This window comes from Oceanobacillus locisalsi (genome assembly GCF_042675985.1).
Classification (GTDB): Bacteria; Bacillota; Bacilli; order Bacillales; family Amphibacillaceae; genus Oceanobacillus; species Oceanobacillus locisalsi.
The window spans coordinates 409,860-433,344 of record NZ_JBHTKK010000001.1 but is presented as its reverse complement, the minus strand read 5'-3'; the positions used below and the strand labels follow the sequence as shown (position 1 = coordinate 433,344).

20 protein-coding genes, 1 pseudogene and 1 riboswitch are annotated in these 23,485 nt (G+C 40.2%); of the genes and pseudogenes, 9 read left to right on the top strand and 12 right to left on the bottom strand.

Annotation, left to right across the window (positions count from 1 at the left end):
• Positions 1-111: 111 nt before the first annotated feature.
• The 3 genes from ACFQ19_RS01960 to ACFQ19_RS01950 all read right to left on the bottom strand — a co-directional run bounded on the left by ACFQ19_RS01960 (position 112) and on the right by ACFQ19_RS01950 (position 5,520).
• The gene (locus tag ACFQ19_RS01960; protein ID WP_379590244.1) at positions 112-1,872 is read right to left on the bottom strand and encodes a sigma-54-dependent Fis family transcriptional regulator; all 1,761 of its coding nucleotides are present in this window, start codon (positions 1,870-1,872) and stop codon (positions 112-114) included.
• A gap of 327 nt (positions 1,873-2,199) precedes the next feature.
• Complete coding sequence (locus tag ACFQ19_RS01955; protein WP_379590243.1) at positions 2,200-3,801, bottom strand: FMN-binding glutamate synthase family protein; 1,602 nt, start codon at positions 3,799-3,801, stop codon at positions 2,200-2,202.
• Between the two features lie 303 nt (positions 3,802-4,104).
• Positions 4,105-5,520: a YfcC family protein gene (locus tag ACFQ19_RS01950; protein WP_379590242.1), complete on the bottom strand. Its 1,416-nt coding sequence runs from the start codon at positions 5,518-5,520 to the stop codon at positions 4,105-4,107.
• A gap of 322 nt (positions 5,521-5,842) precedes the next feature.
• Here ACFQ19_RS01950 and ACFQ19_RS01945 point away from each other — a divergent pair, with 322 nt between their 5' ends.
• Positions 5,843-6,373 (top strand): DinB family protein, encoded by a 531-nt coding sequence (locus tag ACFQ19_RS01945; protein WP_379590241.1) that lies wholly within the window; start codon positions 5,843-5,845, stop codon positions 6,371-6,373.
• Positions 6,374-6,415: 42 nt separating this feature from the next.
• Entirely contained in the window at positions 6,416-7,102 is a 687-nt protein-coding gene (locus ACFQ19_RS01940) for a copper homeostasis protein CutC (RefSeq protein ID WP_379590240.1), read from the top strand.
• A gap of 137 nt (positions 7,103-7,239) precedes the next feature.
• On the opposite strand, the pseudogene ACFQ19_RS01935 reads toward ACFQ19_RS01940, so the two are convergent.
• Positions 7,240-7,919, bottom strand: a pseudogene (locus ACFQ19_RS01935) (GntP family permease); the annotation flags it as partial.
• Positions 7,920-8,186: 267 nt separating this feature from the next.
• Between ACFQ19_RS01935 and ACFQ19_RS01930 the strand changes: the two are divergent.
• From ACFQ19_RS01930 to ACFQ19_RS01920, 3 genes are all read left to right on the top strand, one after another.
• Positions 8,187-8,888 carry a CPBP family intramembrane glutamic endopeptidase gene (locus ACFQ19_RS01930; RefSeq protein ID WP_379590239.1) on the top strand — a complete coding sequence of 234 codons (702 nt, stop codon included), beginning with the start codon at positions 8,187-8,189 and terminating at the stop codon, positions 8,886-8,888.
• A 549-nt stretch (positions 8,889-9,437) separates the two neighbouring features.
• The gene (gene codB, locus ACFQ19_RS01925) at positions 9,438-10,697 is read left to right on the top strand and encodes a cytosine permease (RefSeq protein ID WP_379590238.1); all 1,260 of its coding nucleotides are present in this window, start codon (positions 9,438-9,440) and stop codon (positions 10,695-10,697) included.
• A 3-nt stretch (positions 10,698-10,700) separates the two neighbouring features.
• Positions 10,701-11,969 carry a cytosine deaminase gene (locus ACFQ19_RS01920; protein WP_379590237.1) on the top strand — a complete coding sequence of 423 codons (1,269 nt, stop codon included), beginning with the start codon at positions 10,701-10,703 and terminating at the stop codon, positions 11,967-11,969.
• Positions 11,970-12,007: 38 nt separating this feature from the next.
• Here ACFQ19_RS01920 and ACFQ19_RS01915 read toward each other — a convergent pair whose 3' ends face one another.
• The 4 genes from ACFQ19_RS01915 to ACFQ19_RS01900 all read right to left on the bottom strand — a co-directional run bounded on the left by ACFQ19_RS01915 (position 12,008) and on the right by ACFQ19_RS01900 (position 15,636).
• Positions 12,008-12,784, bottom strand: a complete 777-nt coding sequence (locus tag ACFQ19_RS01915) for a sulfite exporter TauE/SafE family protein (RefSeq protein WP_379590236.1) — start codon at positions 12,782-12,784, stop codon at positions 12,008-12,010.
• A 109-nt stretch (positions 12,785-12,893) separates the two neighbouring features.
• Positions 12,894-14,225: an amidohydrolase family protein gene (locus tag ACFQ19_RS01910; protein ID WP_379590235.1), complete on the bottom strand. Its 1,332-nt coding sequence runs from the start codon at positions 14,223-14,225 to the stop codon at positions 12,894-12,896.
• 104 nt (positions 14,226-14,329) lie between these two features.
• On the bottom strand, positions 14,330-14,779 hold the full coding sequence (locus ACFQ19_RS01905) for a hypothetical protein (RefSeq protein ID WP_379590234.1): 450 nt from the start codon (positions 14,777-14,779) through the stop codon (positions 14,330-14,332).
• A complete protein-coding gene (locus ACFQ19_RS01900; protein ID WP_379590233.1) occupies positions 14,776-15,636 on the bottom strand; it encodes a DUF3100 domain-containing protein in 861 nt (286 codons plus the stop codon). The genes ACFQ19_RS01905 and ACFQ19_RS01900 overlap by 4 nt, the downstream gene beginning before the upstream one ends.
• A gap of 266 nt (positions 15,637-15,902) precedes the next feature.
• Positions 15,903-16,004, bottom strand: a riboswitch (purine riboswitch).
• Between the two features lie 347 nt (positions 16,005-16,351).
• On the opposite strand from ACFQ19_RS01900, the gene manA reads away from it, so the two are divergent.
• A complete protein-coding gene (gene manA, locus ACFQ19_RS01895; RefSeq protein WP_379590232.1) occupies positions 16,352-17,308 on the top strand; it encodes a mannose-6-phosphate isomerase, class I in 957 nt (318 codons plus the stop codon).
• A gap of 59 nt (positions 17,309-17,367) precedes the next feature.
• On the opposite strand, the gene ACFQ19_RS01890 is transcribed toward manA, so the two are convergent.
• The 4 genes from ACFQ19_RS01890 to ACFQ19_RS01875 all read right to left on the bottom strand — a co-directional run bounded on the left by ACFQ19_RS01890 (position 17,368) and on the right by ACFQ19_RS01875 (position 20,915).
• Positions 17,368-18,282 (bottom strand): PTS system mannose/fructose/sorbose family transporter subunit IID, encoded by a 915-nt coding sequence (locus ACFQ19_RS01890; protein ID WP_379590231.1) that lies wholly within the window; start codon positions 18,280-18,282, stop codon positions 17,368-17,370.
• Between the two features lie 19 nt (positions 18,283-18,301).
• A complete protein-coding gene (locus ACFQ19_RS01885; RefSeq protein WP_379590310.1) occupies positions 18,302-19,099 on the bottom strand; it encodes a PTS mannose/fructose/sorbose transporter subunit IIC in 798 nt (265 codons plus the stop codon).
• A 41-nt stretch (positions 19,100-19,140) separates the two neighbouring features.
• Positions 19,141-20,115, bottom strand: a complete 975-nt coding sequence (locus tag ACFQ19_RS01880; protein ID WP_379590229.1) for a mannose/fructose/sorbose PTS transporter subunit IIA — start codon at positions 20,113-20,115, stop codon at positions 19,141-19,143.
• Positions 20,116-20,540: 425 nt separating this feature from the next.
• Positions 20,541-20,915, bottom strand: coding sequence for a DUF956 family protein (locus ACFQ19_RS01875; RefSeq protein WP_379590228.1), 375 nt, complete (start codon positions 20,913-20,915; stop codon positions 20,541-20,543).
• A gap of 148 nt (positions 20,916-21,063) precedes the next feature.
• Between ACFQ19_RS01875 and ACFQ19_RS01870 the strand changes: the two genes are divergently transcribed.
• The 3 genes from ACFQ19_RS01870 (at position 21,064) to ACFQ19_RS01860 (ending at position 23,406) form a co-directional block, all read left to right on the top strand.
• Positions 21,064-21,960 carry a macrolide 2'-phosphotransferase gene (locus tag ACFQ19_RS01870; RefSeq protein WP_379590227.1) on the top strand — a complete coding sequence of 299 codons (897 nt, stop codon included), beginning with the start codon at positions 21,064-21,066 and terminating at the stop codon, positions 21,958-21,960.
• A gap of 134 nt (positions 21,961-22,094) precedes the next feature.
• Positions 22,095-22,937, top strand: a complete 843-nt coding sequence (locus ACFQ19_RS01865; protein WP_379590226.1) for an aldo/keto reductase — start codon at positions 22,095-22,097, stop codon at positions 22,935-22,937.
• Between the two features lie 136 nt (positions 22,938-23,073).
• Positions 23,074-23,406, top strand: coding sequence for a general stress protein (locus ACFQ19_RS01860; RefSeq protein WP_379590225.1), 333 nt, complete (start codon positions 23,074-23,076; stop codon positions 23,404-23,406).
• The last annotated feature ends 79 nt before the right edge of the window (positions 23,407-23,485 follow it).

The window sequence follows — 23,485 nt, the reverse complement described above, 5'->3', positions numbered from 1 at the left end:
CATTATGAAACATATTTGTTTTAGCTTCTTAAAAAAAGAACCATACAACGTTCTAATCTGTTTATAAACAAAGATTAGAACGTTGTATGGTTGCTTGTTAAAATAATATACTTATTTATCATTCAGTTTTCTCCATAAAGTTGTACGATTCATTCCCAGCCTTTTAGCGGTACGTGTCTGGTTATCCTGTTCTTCTTCTAGTACTTTTTGAATCATCTTTTGTTCCATTTCTTCCAAAGTCAACCCGGGCGGTATATAAAAGCCTTTATCATAGGGGCTGTCTTCTTTTTTCATAGTTTCTTCGTTCAACACGTCATTCACATCTTCGGTTTCAATGTAATACCCGACTGCATGAATACTCAATTCTCGCATTGTTTTTTTCAGCTCTACCAAATTTCCCGGCCACTCTAAATGAGTAAGTATTTTGAGAGCATCCGGACGTATTCCCAGTGATTCATTACCAAATTCGGTATGGAATTGGGATAAATAATAAGAAATAAACGCCTCTATATCTTCTTTTCGATTACGCAATGGTTGTGTATGAAAAAAGACCGGATCTATTTTCTCAATCAATGAGAGAAGGATATGTTTCTCCTCTAATAATGACGGCGCCTTACTTTTCGACAAAAAAATGAGTTGGATGGATTCTGGACTCTGATGAAACAACTCAATCAAAAGTTTTTGATTTGTGGCAGATAAACTATCAATGTGTTCAAAAATAATGGTTCCTTTTTGAATAGTATTCCATCTATCTTTTAAGATGCTAAGATCGTTGGAATGCATTATTTCACAGTTCAAAACAAATAAAGGATAATTGTTTTCAAATTTTTGAAAGTGTATGGATTGAGCAATAGCCATTTTACCGGTGCCATATTCGCCTGAAATAAACAAGTTATCATTAGTATTTGAAAATGCATCTATTTTTCTTTTTATATTCTTGGAATAAGCGCTGTTACCGATAATAGGCCGATGGGTCATGTTTGTTATCATGCGAAGAGCGACGGGTTCATCTTGCCTTTTGTATGAACAAAAGTGTATCCCGACCATTTTGGTATTCCCGTCTGCAATAGGGAACAGTTGTAACTCTAAATAGCCATCTTCCCAATTCATACTTACCCATCGTTTTTTATTTAGTAATAGAGCCTCGCGGATGTTTTCATCGAGTTTCTTATCACGAAGCATTTTGTTAATGATTCTTTCTTTCTCTGAGGAAAGATTTGTTAAAAGAATGTTATGTTGCTGATTAATAATAACGATATCCGCTGGAATAGATTTAAGAATTTGCAGGTATTGGTTTGTTTTATATGAAACTTTCTGAAACATATTATATGTTCTTCTTGCCTCATCAAATGCATCAAAAATGGCTTCCTTACCAGATGTAATTAAAAAACCTCGTAAACCGACTTTTTGAGCTTCTTCCACTGTTACTACATCACCAATAACAATCTCATAGTTTTCTTTTTTTAAGTTATTTAATAATAACCGAACTTCATCCCGTTGATGGATAGTGAACATTTTAACATCGTAATCCAAGATATCATTTAACGTTCTTGCGCCACGACATATATTTTCAAATCCGATAAAAGCGACGGTATTTTGCGCGCCTTGTATCAATGTGAAAACGCGCAGCATATCATACCCCGTAATATCAATATGTACGACAGGAATTGAAATATTAACCTCTACTAGACTTGCTGTTCCTCCGCGACTAATAATTAGATCATACCCTTGATTTTCGGCTTCTTTAGCAAGATAAATAGCCTCTTCCAAGTTTGCTACTTTCGTTTCTAATTCAAAATCTTCCGGAATATCTAATTGTTTAATGGCTTGCGCTAGTCCGTTATATGGTGCTATTAACAAAGCTTTAATCATTTCCACACCTACTTTAATACAATCTTAAAAGTTTCATTGTAAAATAAAATACAACAGTTAAAAATAGAAAGTCATCGTGAAAAAACGTATAGTTAAAGTCGATAAAAACACAAAACAATACGGAAGAATTTCACGATGACCCAAGTATATTTTACCACAGAACTACGTACATTTCACTTTAACTGAAATAGGAAAAGGATAAATTTATTGCAGCAAAGCTTGATGGTTAAAAGTTTCTTGTTGAATTTCTATACGAATCTTCTATGGAGCAACTCCTTTATTTATTTTCAAATCAGTTTAGACTGTTCTCTCTGTCATCAGCTCGTCCTATAAAGAAACAGAAGCAAACTCCTCCTCAACCAATTCCTCCAACGAATAAACACGTTGATACGTATCTTTATATTGAATATGTGACGCACGAATTTCCGTTGGCGTCGTAACACCTGCAGCTGCGGAAATACGGAACAGACTTTCACGAAGGGTGACGAGAAAATTCAGTGCCCGATAAGCTTTCTCATCCACAACGAGGGCTTTCTGTAACTTAGAATCGGTTGTTGCTACGCCGACAGGACAACGATTGGTATGGCAAATCTGTGCCATAATACAGCCGACGGTAATCATAAATGCGCGGGCAACTTGAACAAGGTCGGCTCCCATACCGAGGATGACAGCAATCCGATCGGCTGTAAAAAGTTTTCCTGAGGCAATCAATTTAACACGATTGCGAACGCCATACTTTTTTAATGTTTGATTGGTAATAATAACTGCTGATTTGATAGGGAGGCCTACGCTGTCTGCTAGTTCTTGAAAGGTCGCGCCTGTCCCGCCTTCGGATCCATCTACCGTAATGAAATCCGGTCCAGATCCGGTTTCTTTCATATAACCGGCAATCTCTTCTACATCATGCGAGCTGCCAATGACCAATTTAATACCGACCGGAAGTCCGGTATGATTTCGAATCTGCTCAATAAAAGAGAACATCGATGGAACGTCGTCAAACTCGTTAAAACGGTTCGGGCTGTCTACTTCCTGATAAGGAGTTATATTTCGGATGGCAGCGATTTTTTCTGTTACTTTTTCTGCATCCACATGTCCGCCGCGCGTTTTGGCCCCTTGTGCGAGTTTAAGCTCAAACGCTTTGACCTGCGGGATTTCACTTTTTTCTTTTAATAAATCCCAGTCAAAGGAACCTGATTTTGTACGGACACCAAATAGCCCGGGACCGATTTGAGCAACGATATCTGTGTTTCCAGCTAAATGGTAGTCGGACAGTCCTCCTTCGCCTGTGTTCATCCAGGAACCGCCGGCCATACCAATTCCTTTGGATAGAGCGGTAATTGCATTTTCTCCTAACGCGCCATAGCTCATTGCTGACATCCCGACCGGACCTTTCACGCGGAATGGCTCCCTGCAGGAAGGACCAATAACGACGGCATGTTCATCATTTAAGAGCCATGGCTGTATTTTTTGGTCCTTTAATTTTTCTTTACGGCTCAGCAAATTATCTTCTTTCACTTCATAGACTTTCGAATCGATGCCTCTTGTATTATCTGCTTCCAGTTCTTCTTGCTGTTTGGGAAACATGGCATTTTTGATATAAAAATCTGCTTTCTCAAAATCACGGCGGGAACCGAAGCCAATCATATTTTTCTGGTATTTAGCAGGGATAATCACGTCACGGTAATCATCGCGGGAGAATGGTTTGCCGGAAGTGTCTGCGTTAAATAAATATTGTCTCAGCTCCGGGCCGGCTTTTTCCAGGGTATACCTTATTTTGCCGAGCAGGGGATAGTTTCGTAAAACAGCGTGCTGTGACTGTCGTCTGTCCTTCCAATATATGTAGCCGAACAATACGAGCGGGATGATAATAATCGCTATTATCAGCACACTTAACGCCATCAAAATATAAGTCAGTGCAGAAAATTCCATTTTTAAATATCTCCTTTCACATAAACGTATCTATCTGCATGTATAACTCTAAATATGTGCCTATATGGTATATACCCGTTTTGAAAAGGATTACACATAAGAGAGAACTTCTGTCTGATGAAATTTTTGAGCGAGGAAAGGGGGATTGGAAGCACGGAAGCCGGATTTTAAGATGAATTATCGTGGATGGATCTCTTTTTTATAAAGTGGATTATAGTTTGGTTTACGAACATAACATAATCCCTGTCTAGATGTTATAGACAGGGATTATGTTAATTCATTTCTTCCTGTTTATCCTGGCTGTCATACTGGTCCCCAATTAATCAGAACCATGACCATAATAAAGATACTGCCGATAATGTACCAGATTCCCACCAGCGGCAATGCAAATTTCAACCATTTTGTCCAAGGGATACCGGCTATTGCCAAGTTAGCCATTAATACACCGGATAAAGGGGTGATGATATTCGTAAATCCATCCCCGAGTGTGTAAGCTTGTACAGCAACCTGACGCGGGATATCCATTAAGTCGGCGAGTGGTGTCATAATAGGCATCACAATTGCTGCCTGTCCGCTTCCGGAACTCACAATAAGGTTGAAAATACCATTCCCGATAAACATAGCGATTGCTCCCATGACACTGGAAAAGGGCTCTAAAGTAACAGCCATTCCATGCACGACGGTATCAAGTACTTGCCCATCTTCTAAGATGACGACAATCGAACGGGCCATTCCGATAATGAGCGCCCCGTATAATACTTTCCTCGCCCCGTCTATAAATTCTGCTACCATTTCGTTGGACCCCATTTTTGAAATAAGAGCGGTAAGTACTGCTAAGGCAACGAAAATACCAGCCATTTCGTTGATATCCCAACCTAATTGGAAAACGCCATAGACGTAAAAAGCAATACCGGCTACAAGCACGAGTAATACAGTAAGCTGCGTGGATGTCAGCTTTCCATCTACTTCGTCCATGACTCTATCGTCGGCTTTTGGAAATGGATTATCCCGTAAAATACTTTTCTGCGGATCTTTTTTCACACGGTTAGCATACCAGGTTATGTAAGCAATCGTTACACCGACAATAATGACGTACAGCACTAAACGCATAGAAATTCCTGAGAATAAAGGAATCTGGGCAATCTCCTGCGCAAATCCGGTTGTTTGCGGATCTAAAAACCCGACTGCAAAGCCGGAGTAAGCACCTAAATAAATAATGGAAACACCAACAATAGCATCCATTCTCATCGCTCTTGCCAAGATGATACCGACTGGTATAAAAGCAATCGAGGAGTTTGCAATAATTCCCAGACCTCCGAAAATAGAAAAGAGAATGGCGACCATTAAAATTAAAAGCCATTCCCGATTTTGCGTTCGTTTAATAGTTTTCATGATTAAGTTATCAATCGCACCTGTTTTTTCAATAACAGCAAACGTTCCGCCTATGGTCAATACAAGGAATATCAAACCGGCCCCGCCAATTAATCCTTCTTGAATGGAACTGAAAATATCAATAAAATTAACAGGCTGCTGATCGATTTGACTATAGCTGTCCGGCACAATGACTTCCGTGCCATCTTCTGTTGATTCCCGCTCGTAACTCCCAGCCGGTATAATATATGTAAGAATTGCTGCGAGTAACAAAATGGCAAATAAGATAACATATGCATCAGGAAGTTGGAATGTCTTTTTCTTTTTTTGTTTTTCTTGTTGCGGCATAAGACGCCTCCTCTTAAAATCTTAAACTTGAAATTGATTATATTAGAGTTTATACATCAAAGCAATGTTAATAATTAAGAAGACTTGAAAATAAAGGGCATTTTAAAAGCACATCCATCATTATGATGATACGTAAAATAGATTGCCATGATATTTTGGACGTTGTTTATCGAAAATCATATTTATTTGAAAGAGGCAGGAGAAAACAAAAGAGGGAAGTAAAGAAAGTGAAACGATAACAAGAAGCAAGAAAGGGGAATATGATAGAATCGATAGAGATTCAATTTTCGGTGTAAAATATAATAACAGTCAGGTGGTCATCATGCAGAACGATCTTTCCCTTCTTTTTGAAGAACTCCAGGCAATGCGAGACACCTATTTTCATACAGACATTTTCAAGGCATCGATTCATAAGCGGGTTGTACCCGATAAGTGGAGTGTTGCGGAATCCATTTATCATTGTTATTTATTGTTGAAGCTTACGCGGCTGACATCTGTTTGTTATTTACCGGTGGCTCGTGCTTATATGAAGGTCTGCCGGCCTACAGTGAAGCGATATAATGTGGATATGTCCAATATATATCGTGAAAAAACAATGAAAGCACCCTTTATTTTAAAGCCAAAAATGAAGCGGGAATATACGCTTGCAGAGCTGCGGGAGCTGTTGGAAGAAGAGACAGAAAAACTAAAAAGTTGTGTTGCACAACTTACAAAAGAGCAGTGTTACTGGATCAGATATCCCGATCCTGTGCCGGCATATCCAAATGTTGTACAGGTAGTGAAGCTTTTAAGGATTCATGAAGAGCACCATTATACGGTGGTCATGGAAAGGGAGCAGAAATTTAGAGATTAATGACTGAAAATGAAAACTTTGTTCATCGGAAGGAGCTTAAAAATGATCGAATGTATTGTCCAAAATACAACAGACGCAAAGGACGCTGAAAACCTGGGAGCGGACAGATTGGAATTGGTTTCAGTTATCCGCCTCGGTGGCTTGACGCCTGCTTATAGTACAGTCAAAAGTGTACTTAACAGTGTTGAACTACCTGTACAGGTAATGGTCAGGCCTCATAATGAAGGATTTATATACACTTTTGATGATAAAGAAGTGATGAAAAAGGATATTTCCTTCTTAGATGAATTAGGTCATCACCGAATTGTAATCGGCGCTTTAACAAAAGATAAAACCGTTGATACAGCCTTTCTTGAAGATTTATTCAGGGTATTTCCCGACCTGGATGTCACTTTTCACCGTGCTTTTGATGAAATTCGGGATCAAGAAGAAGCTTACCGTACTTTGACAGCTTACCCGAAAAATATCAAAAGAATTTTAACTTCCGGGGGTGCTGAGAATTGTGCTGAAGGCGCGAATTCTCTGCGTATGCTTGTTCAATTACAGCATACATTGCAAGGACCTGTTATTTTACCGGGAAGCGGATTGAATGGAGGTAATATTCGAATATTGCATGGCGTGATTCAAGCGGATGAATATCATTTTGGAAGCGGGGTTAGAAGAAGCCATTCCTTTGACGAAAGGATTGATAAGATGAAAGTAAAAGCTGTCAGAGATATTCTAGATTGAGGGTGTATCTGCATAGAAAATAGCAGTTGATAAGATAGTAGAATATAGAAAAAATAAAGAAGGTTATGTTTGTTAACAATCAACATAATCTTCTTTGAAATTAACGTTATTTTCTTCGTATATTTAATTACACAGCCTTAACTTCCCAACCCTAATGAGAAAAGAATAATAGCAATAAGACAGCTACCAGCGGAACAAGCACAGTCATGGCACCAAATGCAGGATAAGCACTTTTATGCGTCTCCCCAGCTATGGAACGTATGGTTGTTACTGCATATCCGCCATGAGGTAAAGAATCAAGTGTTCCTGATGAAAGAGATACTGTTCTGTGTAAGGCTTCTGCATCTACTCCCATATCTAAATAATGTGGTCCTAAAATTGGTAATGCAATCGTTTGTCCTCCTGAAGATGAGCCTGTTAAGCCGGCAATAACAACGACTGCCACAGCCCCTCCAATTAAAGAATCTCCAGGGAGATCTGTCATAAAATTGACTGCTGATTCGAATGCAGGAGTAGCTTGTGCAACCCCGCCAAAACCAACCACTGCAGAAGTATTTCCGGTAGCGATTAAAGCTCCAGTCGTATCATCTCCTACTGCAGACCAGAAGTTTCTAAAGTATTTGCGATTCAATACCCAAGCAACAATGATACCGCTAAGCAAAGCCAAAATAAGAGCTGATTGTTCTAAGGAATCATGGAAAATAAATGACACGATAAGAACTGCTAATAAAGGAACGAGACTTAAAAATGGATTTGGTAAGTTCGTTCTTTTTTCCTGGTTATCTGTTTCTCTTTCCTTGAAGCTTTCTCCTTTGGAGCAGTTTGTCATGGCGTTATATTATTTCCCCTTTACTTACTAAATTTATGATTTCATGCAAATAATAAGATAGCCAATGGTGATCACATTAATTTTAGTAATCAGAAAAATATAAGGCTATCATAATGTAAGGTGAAATTAAGGATTGTGAAAGGACGTATATACTACGTTACTGTTATTATAAGAAAGGCTGGAAAATCATCAATATAAGATTCAAATTACAATCGTATAAAATGAATAGTAAAAAATAAGATATGGAGGAAAAAAATGAAAAAAAGATTTGGTTTTAAGGAATTGTTTTCTTTAATTAGTATACCTATTCTGTATGGAGGGATTTATCTGACAAATGTCCTTTTCCCAAATCCTATTACAATACAGGTGGCATACTCAGTAATAACGCTTTTACTTTTTATATGTTTGATTATAGCTTTTAGGAAGCTGCTTCGCGCGCAGTGGCGAGAATTCTGTGAAGAAGGAAAATCGAAATGGCTAATCATCATTATCGGTGCAATACTATTGCAAGTTGTGATATCACTGGCAGGATCTATTTTTCCTTCCGTGCAAGGAGAGACGAGTGCCCTTGTTGCCGGCAGGGACTATGACTTCTTAGAAGTTTCCTGGAATTTTTATTTCATTTTGTTATTTGCCAGCATAGGCCCGATTGCTATGGCTTTGATAGAAGATATGGTATTTAAACACACTTTGTTAGAGAAATTATTAAGTAATTCTAAAATTCTTAATATCTTATTGGTTCTGGTTAATAGTGTTCTATTTGGAGCAATACATTATGCTAATTTTGGTAATCGTATAATAAATACAATTCCATTTATGTTTGCAGGATTGTTTTTGAATCTGATTTACCTATGGAAAAGGAATTTATGGCATGTGTTGCTGATTCACTTCTTAAATAATTTTGTATTATCCGGGTTATCAATTATTTTCCTGGGAATTATCAGGATTTTTATATAGCAGCATGATGGTAAACAAAAGCAATTTCAGTCAAAAAGAATGAACGTGAGAAAGTATATAATTCTACGTTAAAGATATTGCAGTGTACGGCGGACGATTTTTACCACTTGTGTAATCTTTTTACCATATTTCGCTGGAGATGCATTTTTATTTTAATCAGAAATACAGGGATTTTTGAACAGGCTCTAATAGGATAATTGTGTAGTTTTATTCCAGTCTGCTTTGAAAATGCTGTTACTAAACAATGATCTATCCATAAATCCTATCTTCCAATATTTCCAACATGACAACACCGCAATTTTATGCCATAATATAGATTAATGAAATACTGGTACCTTTAATTCAGTCCAGAGAGGCTGACAAGGACAGCGCGGACGTAATGACTACTGTATGGATACTACCCTTTGAGAGGGGTGTATTCAAGTATGCATTATTAAAGAAAGCTTCTTGTCAGAAATAGGACAAGGAGCTTTTTTCTTGGTTCTATCTGACTTTTGCCGAAGTCTTTCGGTACCAGTTTCTTATATTTAATATATTGGAGGAATTGGTATGTCACAAACAGATAGAGAGTTTTCATTAGAGGCAGTGCCGCAGACACATCGGAATGGGTTTTGGAAGATTTTAGCGGTAATGCTTTCGCTTAGTTTCTTCTCAGCAAGTATGATGTCGGGAGGAACGTTAGGAACTGGGCTTACTTTTTCCCATTTCATCTGGGTGGTGTTGGCTGGTAACCTGATTCTTGGTCTTTATACGGGATCGCTTGCTTATATTGCTTCCAAGACAGGTTTGTCGACGCATTTATTAGCACGTTATGCATTTGGGGAGAAGGGTTCTTATTTAACTTCCTTTTTGCTCGCATCTACGCAAGTGTGTTGGTTTGGTGTGGGATTAGCGATGTTTGCTATTCCGGTTGCTACAGCAACAGGGTGGAATGTGTATCTGCTTATCGGTATTTTCGGGCTGTTGATGACAGTTTCGGCGATTTTTGGAATGAAAACTTTAACTATATTAGGATTTGTGGCTGTTCCAGCGATTGCTATTTTTGGCAGCTATTCCATGGTTGATTCAGCACATGAAATTGGCGGCATCCAAGGTTTATTTGCTTATGAACCGACGCAGGCAATCAGTATAGGACTGGCTTTAACGATTTGTGTAGGTTCCTTTATCAGCGCGGGCACACTTACTCCTGACTTTGCGCGTTTTGCTAAATCAGGAAAATCAGCTGTAGCAGCAAATATTATTGCGTTCTTCTTGGGAAATTCATTAATGTTTTTATTTGGTGCAGTTGGCGCAATGGCTTTTGGTATCGCGGATATTTCGGATGTGATGTTTTTACAGGGGTTGATGATCCCTGCTATTATCGTATTAGGCTTAAACATTTGGACGACGAATGATAGTGCCTTGTATGCTTCTGGTTTAGGGTTTGCTAATATTACGAAGCTTCCTAAAAAGAAAATTGTTGTGTTCAACGGGATTATCGGGACCATCGCTACAATGTGGCTATACAATAATTTTGTCGGATTTCTAAATGTATTGGGATCTGCATTACCGTCCATCGGGGCGATTATACTAGCAGACTATTATTTGGTCCGCGGCAGAAAATATACGCCTTTTGAAACAACGACGTTTCAATCTGTCAATTGGGTCGCGATTGCGGCTTGGGCAGGAGGCGTGGCGATTGCTAACTTTGTGCCGGGTATCCCGCCGATAAATGCATTAATAGGAACCTCTGTTATTTATGTGATTGGAATGAAATTGTTGCCACAAGAAGAAAAGGTCATCGCACCATTAGAAGAAAGGGTTAGGTAGTCAATGATTATAAAAAATGCAAAGCTAAGAGGAAAAGAAGGAATTTGGCATATTGTTATAGAAAATGGTAAGTTTACCGAGATAACAGAGGAATTACCGCAGTCTGGAGATACAGATATTGTCGATGTAAATGGCTCGCTGGTTCTTCCGCCTTTTATTGAACCGCATATCCATTTAGATACGACGTTAACAGCAGGGGATCCTGCTTGGAATCAGAGCGGGACGTTATTTGAGGGTATTCAGCGCTGGTCTGAACGCAAAGAAACATTAACAATGGAAGATGTGAAAAAGCGATCAAAAACCGCATTGAAATGGCAAATTGCCCAAGGAATTCAGTATGTTCGTACACACGTGGACGTGACCGATCCAGAGCTTACCGCTTTAAAGGCAATGTTGGAAGTGAAGCAGGAAATGGCTCCTTATATAGATATACAATTGGTTGCTTTTCCACAAGAGGGGATTCACTCCTATCCAAATGGAAAAGAGCTCTTGGAAGAAGCATTGAAATTGGGAGCAGATGTGGTTGGCGGCATTCCGCATTTTGAATTTACAAGAGAGTACGGTGTCGATTCAATGCGAGTGGCATTCGATCTTGCGGAGAAATACGATAAATTAGTAGATATTCATTGTGATGAAATCGACGATGAGCAATCCCGATTTGTCGAAGTGGTCGCAAAAGAGGCTTATGAGCGTGGTTGGGGAGAGCGTACAACGGCAAGTCATACCACGGCGATGGGGTCGTATAACGATGCGTATACATCAAAACTCTTCCGTTTGCTGAAGATGTCTCATATTAACTTTGTATCTAATCCGCTTGTCAATATTCATCTTCAAGGACGTTTCGATACGTATCCAAAACGTCGCGGTTTAACGCGGGTCAAAGAAATACAAGAAGCAGGGATGAATATATGCTTTGGTCATGATGATATTTTTGATCCTTGGTATCCGCTGGGAACTGGTAATATGCTGCAAGTATTGCATATGGGGATCCATGCGTCACAACTAATGGGTTATGAGCAAATTGTTAATTCGATTGACCTGGTTACCAAAAACAGTGCTAAAACACTGCATATTGAAGAAGAATATGGCATTGAAGCAGGGAAACCGGCGAATTTCATTGTGTTATCCGCAGATAATGAATACGATGTGATTCGTAAGCAAGCTGTGGTGACCCATTCTTTTAAAAATGGAAAAAGAATCGCTCATACGAAGCCAAGTGAGACATCCGTTTTGTTGAATGATGCAGAAGAGGAAGTAAACTTTGATAGATGAAAAAAGCGCAACCTCCGGAATCCGGAAGGTGCGCTTTTTTAATATCCCAACACCAAACTCCCCAGCATATACACAGAAGAAACAATCGTAATCACCGCTATAAAAATCTTTAACCGCTCCACCGGCACTTTATTAGCGATCCGTGATCCCGTTACGATCCCAATGGTGGTCCCAATCAAGCTAAACAGAATAAAGCCCTGCATATTATCAATACTCGCATACGCGAAATAGCCAAAGATAGATGGAAGAGCAATAATAACAGAGTTTAACAGCCCAACACCGACGGCAGTGCGGATATTGACACCTAAGCTTGCAAGCAATGGCACAACTAAAATCGGACCGCCTGCACCTGTTAAAGCGCAAATTGCTGCAGTCAGTACGCCCAGTAAGATAATCCATACTGGTTGTTTTAACATAAATGATTTGCTATTTTCATCTTCCCTATCTGGTTCTGCTTTGTTTTTCTTAAGTATAATCGAAAGTCCGGCAAATAGAACAAACAAATAAAGCAGCAGTTTTGCCAGCGTTTCGGAAATCAGTACGTTAACTTGCACACCGAGAAAGGCCCCGGGCAGACTGCCGATGCTTAAATAAAGTGCTAATTTGAAATCCATATATTTCAGTTTCCAGTAGGAATAGGCACCGATAACACCTGCGACGAGAAATGCCAGAAAGCTGAGTGCTAAGGAGTCGTAAACGGGCAATCCCAGAAAGCCGACATAAATAATCGGCAGCAAGAAACCGGAGACACCGGATAATCCCACCAATATCCCAATAATTAAATTTGCTATAAATACAATAAAAAACGTTAACATCGAAGCGACCTCAACTCTCTTAAAACTTGGAAGTTTATAAATCGTTTAAACAAGGAGAAGAGCGCTTCAACATGGTGTTAAACCGCTCTACTCCCTGGAAACACGATAACTAAATTTTAGCACGAACGATAAGATCGTCCATAGCTTTTTTACTTTCATATTTAATACGTTCCTCATCCAATGTGAGTACTTCTCTGTTCTTCATTAATATTTGTCCATTCACAATTACATCCGCCACATCTTTACTGTTTGCAGATTCAATTAATGTATTTGTCAGCTGATGTGTCGGTGCAATATGCGGCTGATACATATCGATTAAAATCATATCTGCTTTTTTACCAACTTCTATCGTACCAAACTGTTCATCCTGCAACATAGCTTTTGCACCGCCAAGTGTTGCCATATCCAAAATATTCTTGGATGGCATGACGACTGGATCAAAGATAGGAACGCCCCAGAAGGCACGCATTAACGATTTGAATACTTTCATTTGATCGAATAAGCTCAAACCGGAATGTGCAGCACCGTCTGTTCCTAAACCGATACCGACGCCTTTTTGCATCAGACCGGGAGATTTCGTAAACCCTTTGCCGGCATTACTGATTGGGCAATGAACAACTTTACTGTTATATTGTTGGATAAGCTCCATTTCATGTTCGGATAGAAGGATACTGTGCGCACCTAAGAAGTTTTCATCCAGCACACCTAAGGATTCTAAAAGTTCATATGGGCGCATTTGGAAATTTTCCAAGCAGTAGCTGATTTCATTCGGATATTCATTCATATGTGTCTGCATGCCTGTTCCGTCTGCCTTTGCCATTTCATAAACTTTCTGAATCAATTCAGGTGTGCATGTAATAAGCGAACGTAAGGAATACCAGACGTGGATACGTCCATCTGCCTTGCCGTGATAGGTGTCGAACAAATTTTTGCTTCTTTGGATATTTTCTTCCATAGTTGTTTTCATGGATGCAGGGATAGCGTCACCTGTATCCATCGTTGAACAGGAAAGTGCGCCGCGTAAACCAGAAGATGCTACGGCTTCAGCAACCTTATGCATGTAACTTCCGCCTGCATCAATAAAACCGGTTGTTCCGGCTTTCAGCATTTCCAAGCAGCTTAACTCTGCACTGATGGCTACATCGTCTTCTCGCAGATTACTTTCAAATGGAACCATAATCCGTGTCCAGATCATCGGATATTCATCAGAAATTCGTCCGCGCAACAGATGCTGATTCGTGTGAGTATGTGCATCAATAAGGCCGGGCATGACAAGTTTGCCTTTTCCGTTTAAGATTTCTTTTGCTTGATATATTTGCGTGGTGTTATCTTCTTCAATCGCTATGATTTTTTGGTCTTGAATAACGATATTTTGCCCGTGCTTGATTTCAAAATCAGAGGTTAATATCGAGCAATGCTTTATCAGTAAATCTGTCTTCATTTTCATTCTCCTTTGAAACCACATTGAAAAAGACTGTGTGATCAGCCTTTTTCAAAAGTTAGTTTATTTCTATTATAGTATCCAGGCAACTTGGCCTGTTCCGTTTAAAAAGCGTTTGTCACTGTTAAAAATGCTTGTGCAAAGACGGCTTGCAGCAGGAATGTTCCAGTGAATACAAATACAGCGATAATGACCATTTTCCAGCTTTGGCTCATAAAAGCTTTAAAATCAAGTCCGATTCCTGCCAGTGTACCAACAACGGTAATTGGTGCTGTAAAGGAAATCAATGATGTCCAGTAAATAATCGGTTCGGAAATCGGTGAAATCGGACTGGCTAAGAGTAAGCCGGTTAAAGCAACGTACACAACAGCAGGTATTTTTAACGGAACGAGTTTCGCGATACATATACCGATAAACGCAATGCTGGATAAAATGAGTACACCAGGGATCGATTCTACAATCGAAATATCATTTTGAAAAAAGTTTGCAATAATCGTTGTCAGGACAGATGTAAATAAAAGAGAAATCGTCCAATCTTTCATGCTCATGTTCATTGTGATACCCTGCTTTCTGCTGTTGGCGCATTTTTATAGCTATTTTGACGTCTCATTTTCGGTTCTAACCAGCCATATAATTTATTAACCAGCGGCAGTGAAATAAACAAAGTAAAGTAAATTCCGGTGATTGCTGATAACATATCACTCATTCCGGCCAACATGACGATTTGGTCTGCGTAAGCTGGATAAATGGTTGCCAAGGTACTGGAAGCAGCCGCCATCATCACACCGCTGCCGACACCGCTTGCCATTGCCAGAGCCAGCGGATGGAAGAAGTCAAAAGATGCCACAATACTTGCTAATAAACCGAGATACGTTGTGCCAATCAGAAAACCGATAATATATATAGAAAGGGAGCCCCGGGCTTCGGCGGAGTTCGCTCCGTACTTACTGCAAATGAGTCCATAATCTTTATCGCGGTTGGTTGAACTGGTTGCGCCGATGGCTTCTCTTTTTAAGCCGAGAAATAAAGCGATTGGCAGCGCAAATAGCATCGTTCCAATGGTACCGAACTCTTGAAAAACGAGTGCTGGGCCGACATTGACCAGCTCAGGAAGATTCGATCCTGCCATGACACCGATTTTTGCCATGAACGGGGAAATAGCAACCAAAACAAGCTGTGAAGCTTTTTTCGTTTCTTTCTTTTTAAGGAATCCGAGTACATCTTTTCCGAATATAATACTGATGATAATGGCAAATAGCATCGGATAAAGCACAATCAAAGCAGAACCGACACTGAATTCAATCGTTCCAATAAGTTCGGCGATAAGAACAATTCCAAATGCAATTGCATATAGCCGCCAGTTTTCTTTTAAATGTCCTATAATCGTAGTTTTTTGCTGTGCTTTTTCCATAATGTGTTTTTCCTCCTTAGATGTACTGTCAAATGCGTGCCGATACAAATAAAAAACGCTAGTAAGTTTCTTCTACTAGCGTTTCCAGGGTCGGCATATGAAAAACACAAAAAAGACCAACGTAAACAGGCAGGCGAGCACCCTTCAAAAGTTGCGCTTAGAAGGATGTATTCTATATGCAGAAAAGTGCGTGACAAGCATCCAATTTTCTGACAGCAATAAACACCTAACACCTGTTAAGATGAAAAGATAACATTTTATCTGATTGATCAATTGTGATTTTCCATAGTCAAACCATTTACGGTAGTTTGGTAGAAACTTTTGGACCATATTTCCAAATTTATATGGATAATCAAAACACGAACATTTTTTAATTTATTTCATTTAAATGTTTGTTTATTAGTAATTTACATCAATATGATTAGAATGTCAAAGGATTTTTAAGGGAATTATCGTACTAAAGTGAAGTTTAAGAAATGACTAAAAAACATTTTGGAGAGAAGCGGGGTATGATATACAAAGGCAAGTCCGCTTCTGTCATGTTCGTGAAGTGTAGGAGAACAATCACGCTACTGAAGGACAGAGCGGAACGAACGTATGGCTGCAAAACATATTTCTAATTGACGGGGTGGAAACTTTAAGTTTCTTATTTTGTTATAACCCAGATTTGTAGTAAAGTTATTGTAAGAGAAAAAATTTTCTGAGGAGGATTGGTATGTATAACGAACCTATTTTTTTAGAACCAGTATTGCAGGAACGGATTTGGGGAGGTAATAAGCTGCATACGGAATTTGGCTACGAAACACCTTATTCGCATACCGGAGAAGCGTGGGCGATTTCTGCACATCCCAATGGACCTAGTAAAATTAAAAACGGTCCGCTGAAGGGGCATACGCTCCAGGGAGCGTGGGAAGAGCATGAAGTTTTATTTAACCGGTCCGAAGCTGCCGGCGAAACGTACCCGCTTCTTGTAAAAATTCTGGATGCAAATCAGAATCTCTCCGTGCAGGTGCATCCCGATGATACGTATGCAATGGAAAAAGAGGGAGTTCCCTATGGAAAGACAGAGTGCTGGTATGTGCTGGATGCGGAACCAGGTGCAGAAATAGTCTTCGGCCATCATGCCAGGACGCATGAAGAATTGAGACAAACTATGGCAAATGGGGAGTGGGATACATTGCTAAAACGTGTTCCTGTCACTGCAGGAGACTTTGTTTATGTCCCCAGTGGAACCATTCATGCCATTGGAGCAGGTATTATGATTTTAGAAACACAGCAGAGTTCCGATATTACGTACCGCGTTTATGATTATGACCGGACCGATGAAGATGGGAATGCGAGAAAGCTGCACCTGGAACAAGCTGCTGAGGTGACCAATGTGCCTCATGAAGATCCGAAAAACGAAAGCATTCAAGAAACAATAGAGGATCTGACAGCCCGAAAACTGGTCGAGGAAAGTTATTTTACAGTTTATCACTGGGATTTGAGAGGACAGGCTGTGATAGAAAGAAAAAGCGATTTTCTGCAGGTGAGCGTGATAAAAGGGGAAGCGACCATTCAGACAGATGATCAAACATTTTCTATTGAGAAGGGAACACATTTTATTATTCCGCACACAATCAAGCAATTTTCCTTGGAAGGGGATGCAGAAATGATTGTTTCGCATCCTTAAAAGACCACCAGCTCATACTGGTGGTCTTCGCATCATCTTATATAGGTTCCATATGCCGATTACATCAGGTTAATTGCGTGGAATACAATACCAACGACAAACAAACCAAGAATCATTGTAATTGGTGACACTCTCTTCCGGAGCAGCCACATACAGAGAAGCGTCAGTAATAAACCTGCCAGGCCGGGGATTAAACTGTCTAAGTTGTCTTGTAAGGTCGTAACTTCTGTTTGGGTTAATGCCCGGCCCTCATCTTGTTGTATCAATGCCGACTGAATGCCTTCTGCCCCTGATGGCAAGTTGCCCCAATCAATATAAGCGCCCTCGCCAAGCTGGACTTCCGATACGGTTGGTGTAAAACTTACATCGACCCAGCGGTTTACTAAGGCACCAAGGATGAACATACCGAGAATGGAAGCCCCTTTTGTAATATCCTGCAGCAATCCGCCTGAAAGGTCATCGGTGATCTTTTCACCTGCTTTATAACCGAGTTCCTGTGAATACCATAAGAATCCCATCCGAACCACGTTCCATAAAACGAAGAAAAGAATAGGTCCAAGAATATTTCCGGATACTGCGAGAGAAGCCCCTAAGGAACCGAGAATCGGTCGAAGGGTAAACCAGAAAATGGGATCTCCAATACCGGCTAAAGGACCCATCATGCCGACTTTCACCCCTTGAATGGCCTTGTTTTCAACAGGTGCACCATTTGCGCGCTCTTCTTCCAGCGCTAATGTGACCCCAATAATCGGGGAAGCGACATAAGGATGTGTATTAAAAAATTCTAAGTGACGTTTGAGTGCAGCAGATCGGTCTTCTTTTGTTTTATATAATCTTTTGATTGCGGGAATCATGGAAAATGCCCAGCCGCCGTTTTGCATCCGTTCGTAGTTCCAAGAGCCTTGAAGGAATGTGGAACGCCACCAAATAGCAATACGATCTCTTTTGGATAGTTTGATTTCTTCTTGTGCCATCTTCAAATCCTCCTTCTTTTTAATAATCGTCTATGATATCGCCCAGCGGATCACCGGTGTTTCCGCCTCTGCCGCCAGAACCGCCTTGTTTTGTCAGTGCTATATAAATAAGGGCAAGTGCGACACCAATACCGCCAAAACCTACAAGCGTAATATCCGGAATGGTTGCCAGTACGAAACCAATAGCAAAGAAAGGCCATACTTCTTTAGTAGCCATCATATTGATAACCATGGCGTAACCAACAGCTACGACCATTCCGCCGCCGACTGCCAAACCTTCTGTTAACCAGTCAGGCATTGCTTGAAGCATATCTCTAACAGGAGCTGCACCAATAGCTACAATTAACGCTGCCGGAATGGCAATACGTAACCCTTGCATGCAAATGGCAATCACATGCCACATTTCAATTTTTCTAAAGTTGCCGTCCTTCGCTGCCGCATCCATCAAATGGACAATACCGGTTGCGAGTGTTCGTACGATGATGGTCAATAACAGACCTGCAACAGCTAATGGAATAGCAATGGCGATAGCAGAATTCACACCCGCTGTTCCTTGTCCCCCTAAAACGAGGATAATAGCAGATGCAACGGAGGCCAAGGCTGCATCAGGTGCTACTGCGGCTCCGATATTTGCCCAGCCTAATGCGATAAACTGTAAACTTCCGCCCAAAATAACGCAAGCTGTTACTTCGCCGGTAACCAAACCGATTAACGTACAAGCAACAAGCGGCTGGTGAAACTGGAATTCATCCAAGATGCCTTCAATACCAGCAATAAATGCTACAATAATAATGAGTATGATTTGAATCATCGTCAAATCCATGGTGGTTAATCCTCCTTTTTATCCTATAATCAGGATTACTTCTGTCTGTCTATTTCTGATTGAGCTCTCCTCAAAATATCGTCCATATTGGCTCCATGGTTGTCCGGAACTTTACGTACATCAAACTCTACACCTAATTCTTTAAGCCTTTTGAAAGCATCGATATCATTCTGATCAAATGCCAGCACTTTATCCAGTTGGACCTTACCAGTCGAGTGCGACATGGAACCGACGTTAATCGTATCCAGCGGAACACCGCCTTCCACCGCACGAAGGGCATCTTGCGGATTTTCAAACAGGAGCAAAGCCCGCTGTCCGCCAAAATGCTGATCATCTTTTGCGAGTTCAATCATTTTCTGGATCGGAACCGTATGTGCTTTTATACCTGAAGGAGCAGCTTGTTGAATCAGTTTTTTACGAAGCTCATCCTTTGCTACTGTGTCTGATACAACAATAATACGGGTGGGTGATGTACTTCTTGTCCAGGAGGTGGCTACCTGCCCGTGCAGTAAACGAGAGTCGATACGTGCTAGTACATATTCGAATGACCCTGGAGCGCCTGCACTTGCTCCTGAAGCATCAGCAGCCGGCCCTGCAGCTGTTTCCGGTTCTAACGCTTCCGGTTTTACTTTTACAGCATCTTTCGCTGTGCCGATAATATGAGCAGCTATTTCATGTGCAGTGTTCATGGATAAACGGGATGCATACGATTCAATCACCATTGCCAAGTTCAACCCGGCAACGATAGCCCATTTATCTTCCTTTCCTTCTAGCAAACTGCTGGCCTGGTTGAAAGGAGTTCCGCCCCAAAAATCGACTAAGAATAATACGTCATCTTGATTATCGAAAGAGGCGATTGCTTTTTCCATTTTTGCTCTTACATCATCAGGTCCTTCGCTAGGCATTAAGGTAACGGCTTCAGCATTTTCTTGTTCACCGAAAATCATGGCTGCGGATTGCAAGATGCCGGTAGCAAATTCACCATGCGTAGCAATGATAATTCCTACCATCTTTTTACCTCCTCTTGTTGTGAGAATGATATAACCTTGGTGAGTTTAAAAAGTAATTATTCAACAAATATGAAAGCGATTTCAAAAAAGATTAAAAATAACAAAAGGCATGAATGAAAATGGATTAAATGAAGACAGGGGTATAGTATAGCCCCTTTATGCTTCGTTTAACCACAACCTTTCACTCATGCCTGAATATGTCAGCAGCACGAAAAATAATTGCAAGGCTATCCAAACACTATATTTGAAATCGCCTTCATTTTAACGTAAAAATTACTTTTTCAACTCTCAAATAGATTATAACACGCCAATATTTCCCTTACAATAAGAATTTTTTAATGTGCTCTCTCTGAAGCAGTTTACCAGACAACCTTGATAGAATTGTTCTGAAAAGGCTAAGTTTAAGTGTTTCCATGAGCGCCTCATTATCCTTTTTTAAACACATGCTTGATATTTCGTTTCATGACGTCAAAAGCACTTAGTGATTGCACCATACGAGTTGGGTCAACGTATTCACGAATGGAGCGCAGGACTTTTTTGGAGTTCTTGGAGGAAAATGAAAATGTTCCACTCTGTTTCGTCTGAATAGCGTAACGTGGAACCCATTTTCCTTTGAACATCACAGAAGCAATGACGTAATCTACTTCTTCCCACGGAATTTGAATATACTTGCGAACGTCCCGTTTATTAAAAAATTCAAATCCTTTATCTCCAATCATAACCTTGCCGTAATCAGATATGCCTGTATGCGATGTTGCATTAATAACTAAATCGACTTTTGTATTTATAGACTGGACCATTTTCATCTCCTCCCGTCTTCTTAATGCTAATTATACACGCTTGATAGATGGAAGTAAAAAATACGGAGGACAAAGGTGATATTGCAATACAAATATCATACTGCTAGGATAAATCTAACGATAACAACGGTAAAAGGATGTGGCAGATTTGGATAAACAAACGGTATCAGAATTAACTTCTAAATATGGATTGGATGTAAAAGTGGACACTATCCGCTTTAATGAATCAGGATTGGATTTTCAAGTTGCTTACGCAGAAGATATAAATGGGATGGAATGGGTTTTAAGAATACCCAGACGGGATGACGTGATGGGAAGAACAGTGGATGAGCAGAGCGTGCTCTCCGTTGTTTATAACTATGTATCTTTTCAAGTTCCTGTCTGGACTATTTATGAAAAAGACTTGATTGCTTATAAAAAGCTCGATGGTGTTCCTGCTGGCACGATTGATCCAACTATTCAAAATTATGTCTGGGAAATGGATATTGAGAACATTCCGGAACAATTTCACCAAACACAGGGAGAGGTTCTTGCCTCCTTGCATACGGTTCCTAAAAACGCAGCGGAAAAAGCGGGCGTCCCTGTCTATACAGCAAAAGAAGCGAAGGCGTTGATGGAAGAAAGGATGGAGAAGGTAAAGAAGCGTTTTGGCGTTGCGGATGGCCTTTGGAATCGCTGGCAGACGTGGCTGCATAATGAGGAATTGTGGCCGCAAGAAACAGGACTTATGCATGGCGACCTGCATGCCGGCCACATGATGATTGATGGAGACACGAGGGTAATTGGTTTAATCGATTGGACAGAAGCAAAAGTAACCGATGTTTCCAACGACTTTGTATTTCAATATAAAGCTTTTGGCGAAGAGGCACTGGAAAAACTGATTCATTACTACAAGCAAGCAGGCGGCATTTATTGGCCGAAAATGAAAGAACATGTTATCGAATTGGATGCGGCATATGCAGTTGCTATTGCGGAGTTTGCTATGATTTCCGGTATGGATGAGTATGAACAGATGGCTAAGGAAGCGTTGGGAGTGGCAGAGTAAGATAAAGCCATGATATCAAGTGACATTTCCTTGCCCCCAGTTAAACGCAGGTAAAATATGAAAGTGTTCTCGTTTATCTCTATTTCCACAAGGGAATAGGAAAAGAAACAATAGTTAAAAAGAGGTGCTGTGTAATGGTTCAATTAGGAAACAAATCATTATTTCCCATTGGAATGGGAACCTGGCATATGGGAGATAGCCCGGCAAAACGAAAGCAGGAAATAGAAGCGCTCAGATACGGATTAGAAAAAGGTATTGAGGTGATTGATACTGCTGAAATGTATGGAGAAGGTAATTCGGAAAATCTTATCGGGGAAGCTATTCAAGATGTGAACCGAGAGGATTTTTATCTTATTTCTAAATTTTATCCGTTTCATGCACAGGAGCCAGAGTTGGAGAGGTCGCTTGAAAACTCTTTAAAGCGGTTAGGAACGGACTATCTGGATTTGTATTTACTACATTGGAAAGGCAGCACACCACTTGCGGAGACCATTGAAGCTTTAGAAAAATATGTGAAAGAAGGACGTATAGGCGCTTGGGGTGTTTCCAATTTTGATGCCAGAGATATTGAAGGAATGTGGGAGGTAAGAGGCGGAGAAAATGCTACTGCGAATCAGGTTCTGTATAATATAGCCAGCAGAGGAATCGAATATGATTTACTTCCGCTGCAGAGAAGCAGAGCGCTTCCGACGATTGCTTATTCCCCTGCTGCCCAGGGAGACACAAGAGGTGATAAAATAACCTCAAACAAAGTGTTGCAAGAAATCGCCAAAGAGCATAATGCGACTGTATTTCAAGTGATGCTGGCGTGGACGATTCGCCATGATGATGTTCTGGCGATTCCGCAATCCAGTGATCCAAAGCATATTCAGGAAAATATAGATGCTGCAAGAATCAACTTTTCCGAAGAGGAACTGCAGCAGATAGACAAAGAATTTCCTGCGCCGAAACGAAAGATGCCGCTGGATATTATTTAAGCATCCTATGTTTACTGACTCAAAGTTATTTGGTAAAAAGGAAAAAATTATCCCAATGATGTTTTGATTTATGTGAGACGGGAAGACTGTATATGTAACCAAAAAGATACAACATTTTATAGGAGGCAAATAAGATATGACATTTGTAAAATCTTATACAAACGATGAAATGTTAGAAAAAGACGTTAATAAGCTGAAAGATAACAACATTAACTCAGATAATATTTTTATCCTCTCCCACGATGATGATCGTACGGCGCGCATTGCAAAAAACACAGCAACAGCGGGTGTTGATTATAACAAGCAGGACATTGGAGACGATTTTGAAAAACAAGGTGACGAGTTAAGAGAAAAGCTTCGTGAATTGGGAATCTCTAATGAAGATGCTCATGAATACGAAGAAGATATGGATGAAGGCAAAGTATTCCTGATTGTGAAAGATGACGCAGCGAATAGTGTATTAGGTTAATTTTGTCGGTAAAAGAATCAAATAAAAAATAGTGTATAAGACAAGCTGAGTGCATTTCCCTTTTGGAAAGGGAAATGCA

Bases quoted from the DNA above. Each gene is read 5' to 3' on its own strand.
- ACFQ19_RS01960 (WP_379590244.1), bottom strand. From the start codon at position 1,872: ATGATTAAAGCTTTGTTAATAGCACCATATAACGGACTAGCGCAAGCC.
- ACFQ19_RS01955 (WP_379590243.1), bottom strand. From the start codon at position 3,801: ATGGAATTTTCTGCACTGACTTATATTTTGATGGCGTTAAGTGTGCTG.
- ACFQ19_RS01950 (WP_379590242.1), bottom strand. From the start codon at position 5,520: ATGCCGCAACAAGAAAAACAAAAAAAGAAAAAGACATTCCAACTTCCT.
- ACFQ19_RS01945 (WP_379590241.1), top strand. From the start codon at position 5,843: ATGCAGAACGATCTTTCCCTTCTTTTTGAAGAACTCCAGGCAATGCGA.
- ACFQ19_RS01940 (WP_379590240.1), top strand. From the start codon at position 6,416: ATGATCGAATGTATTGTCCAAAATACAACAGACGCAAAGGACGCTGAA.
- ACFQ19_RS01930 (WP_379590239.1), top strand. From the start codon at position 8,187: ATGAAAAAAAGATTTGGTTTTAAGGAATTGTTTTCTTTAATTAGTATA.
- codB (WP_379590238.1), top strand. From the start codon at position 9,438: ATGTCACAAACAGATAGAGAGTTTTCATTAGAGGCAGTGCCGCAGACA.
- ACFQ19_RS01920 (WP_379590237.1), top strand. From the start codon at position 10,701: ATGATTATAAAAAATGCAAAGCTAAGAGGAAAAGAAGGAATTTGGCAT.
- ACFQ19_RS01915 (WP_379590236.1), bottom strand. From the start codon at position 12,784: ATGTTAACGTTTTTTATTGTATTTATAGCAAATTTAATTATTGGGATA.
- ACFQ19_RS01910 (WP_379590235.1), bottom strand. From the start codon at position 14,225: ATGAAGACAGATTTACTGATAAAGCATTGCTCGATATTAACCTCTGAT.
- ACFQ19_RS01905 (WP_379590234.1), bottom strand. From the start codon at position 14,779: ATGAACATGAGCATGAAAGATTGGACGATTTCTCTTTTATTTACATCT.
- ACFQ19_RS01900 (WP_379590233.1), bottom strand. From the start codon at position 15,636: ATGGAAAAAGCACAGCAAAAAACTACGATTATAGGACATTTAAAAGAA.
- manA (WP_379590232.1), top strand. From the start codon at position 16,352: ATGTATAACGAACCTATTTTTTTAGAACCAGTATTGCAGGAACGGATT.
- ACFQ19_RS01890 (WP_379590231.1), bottom strand. From the start codon at position 18,282: ATGGCACAAGAAGAAATCAAACTATCCAAAAGAGATCGTATTGCTATT.
- ACFQ19_RS01880 (WP_379590229.1), bottom strand. From the start codon at position 20,115: ATGGTAGGAATTATCATTGCTACGCATGGTGAATTTGCTACCGGCATC.
- ACFQ19_RS01875 (WP_379590228.1), bottom strand. From the start codon at position 20,915: ATGGTCCAGTCTATAAATACAAAAGTCGATTTAGTTATTAATGCAACA.
- ACFQ19_RS01865 (WP_379590226.1), top strand. From the start codon at position 22,095: ATGGTTCAATTAGGAAACAAATCATTATTTCCCATTGGAATGGGAACC.
- ACFQ19_RS01860 (WP_379590225.1), top strand. From the start codon at position 23,074: ATGACATTTGTAAAATCTTATACAAACGATGAAATGTTAGAAAAAGAC.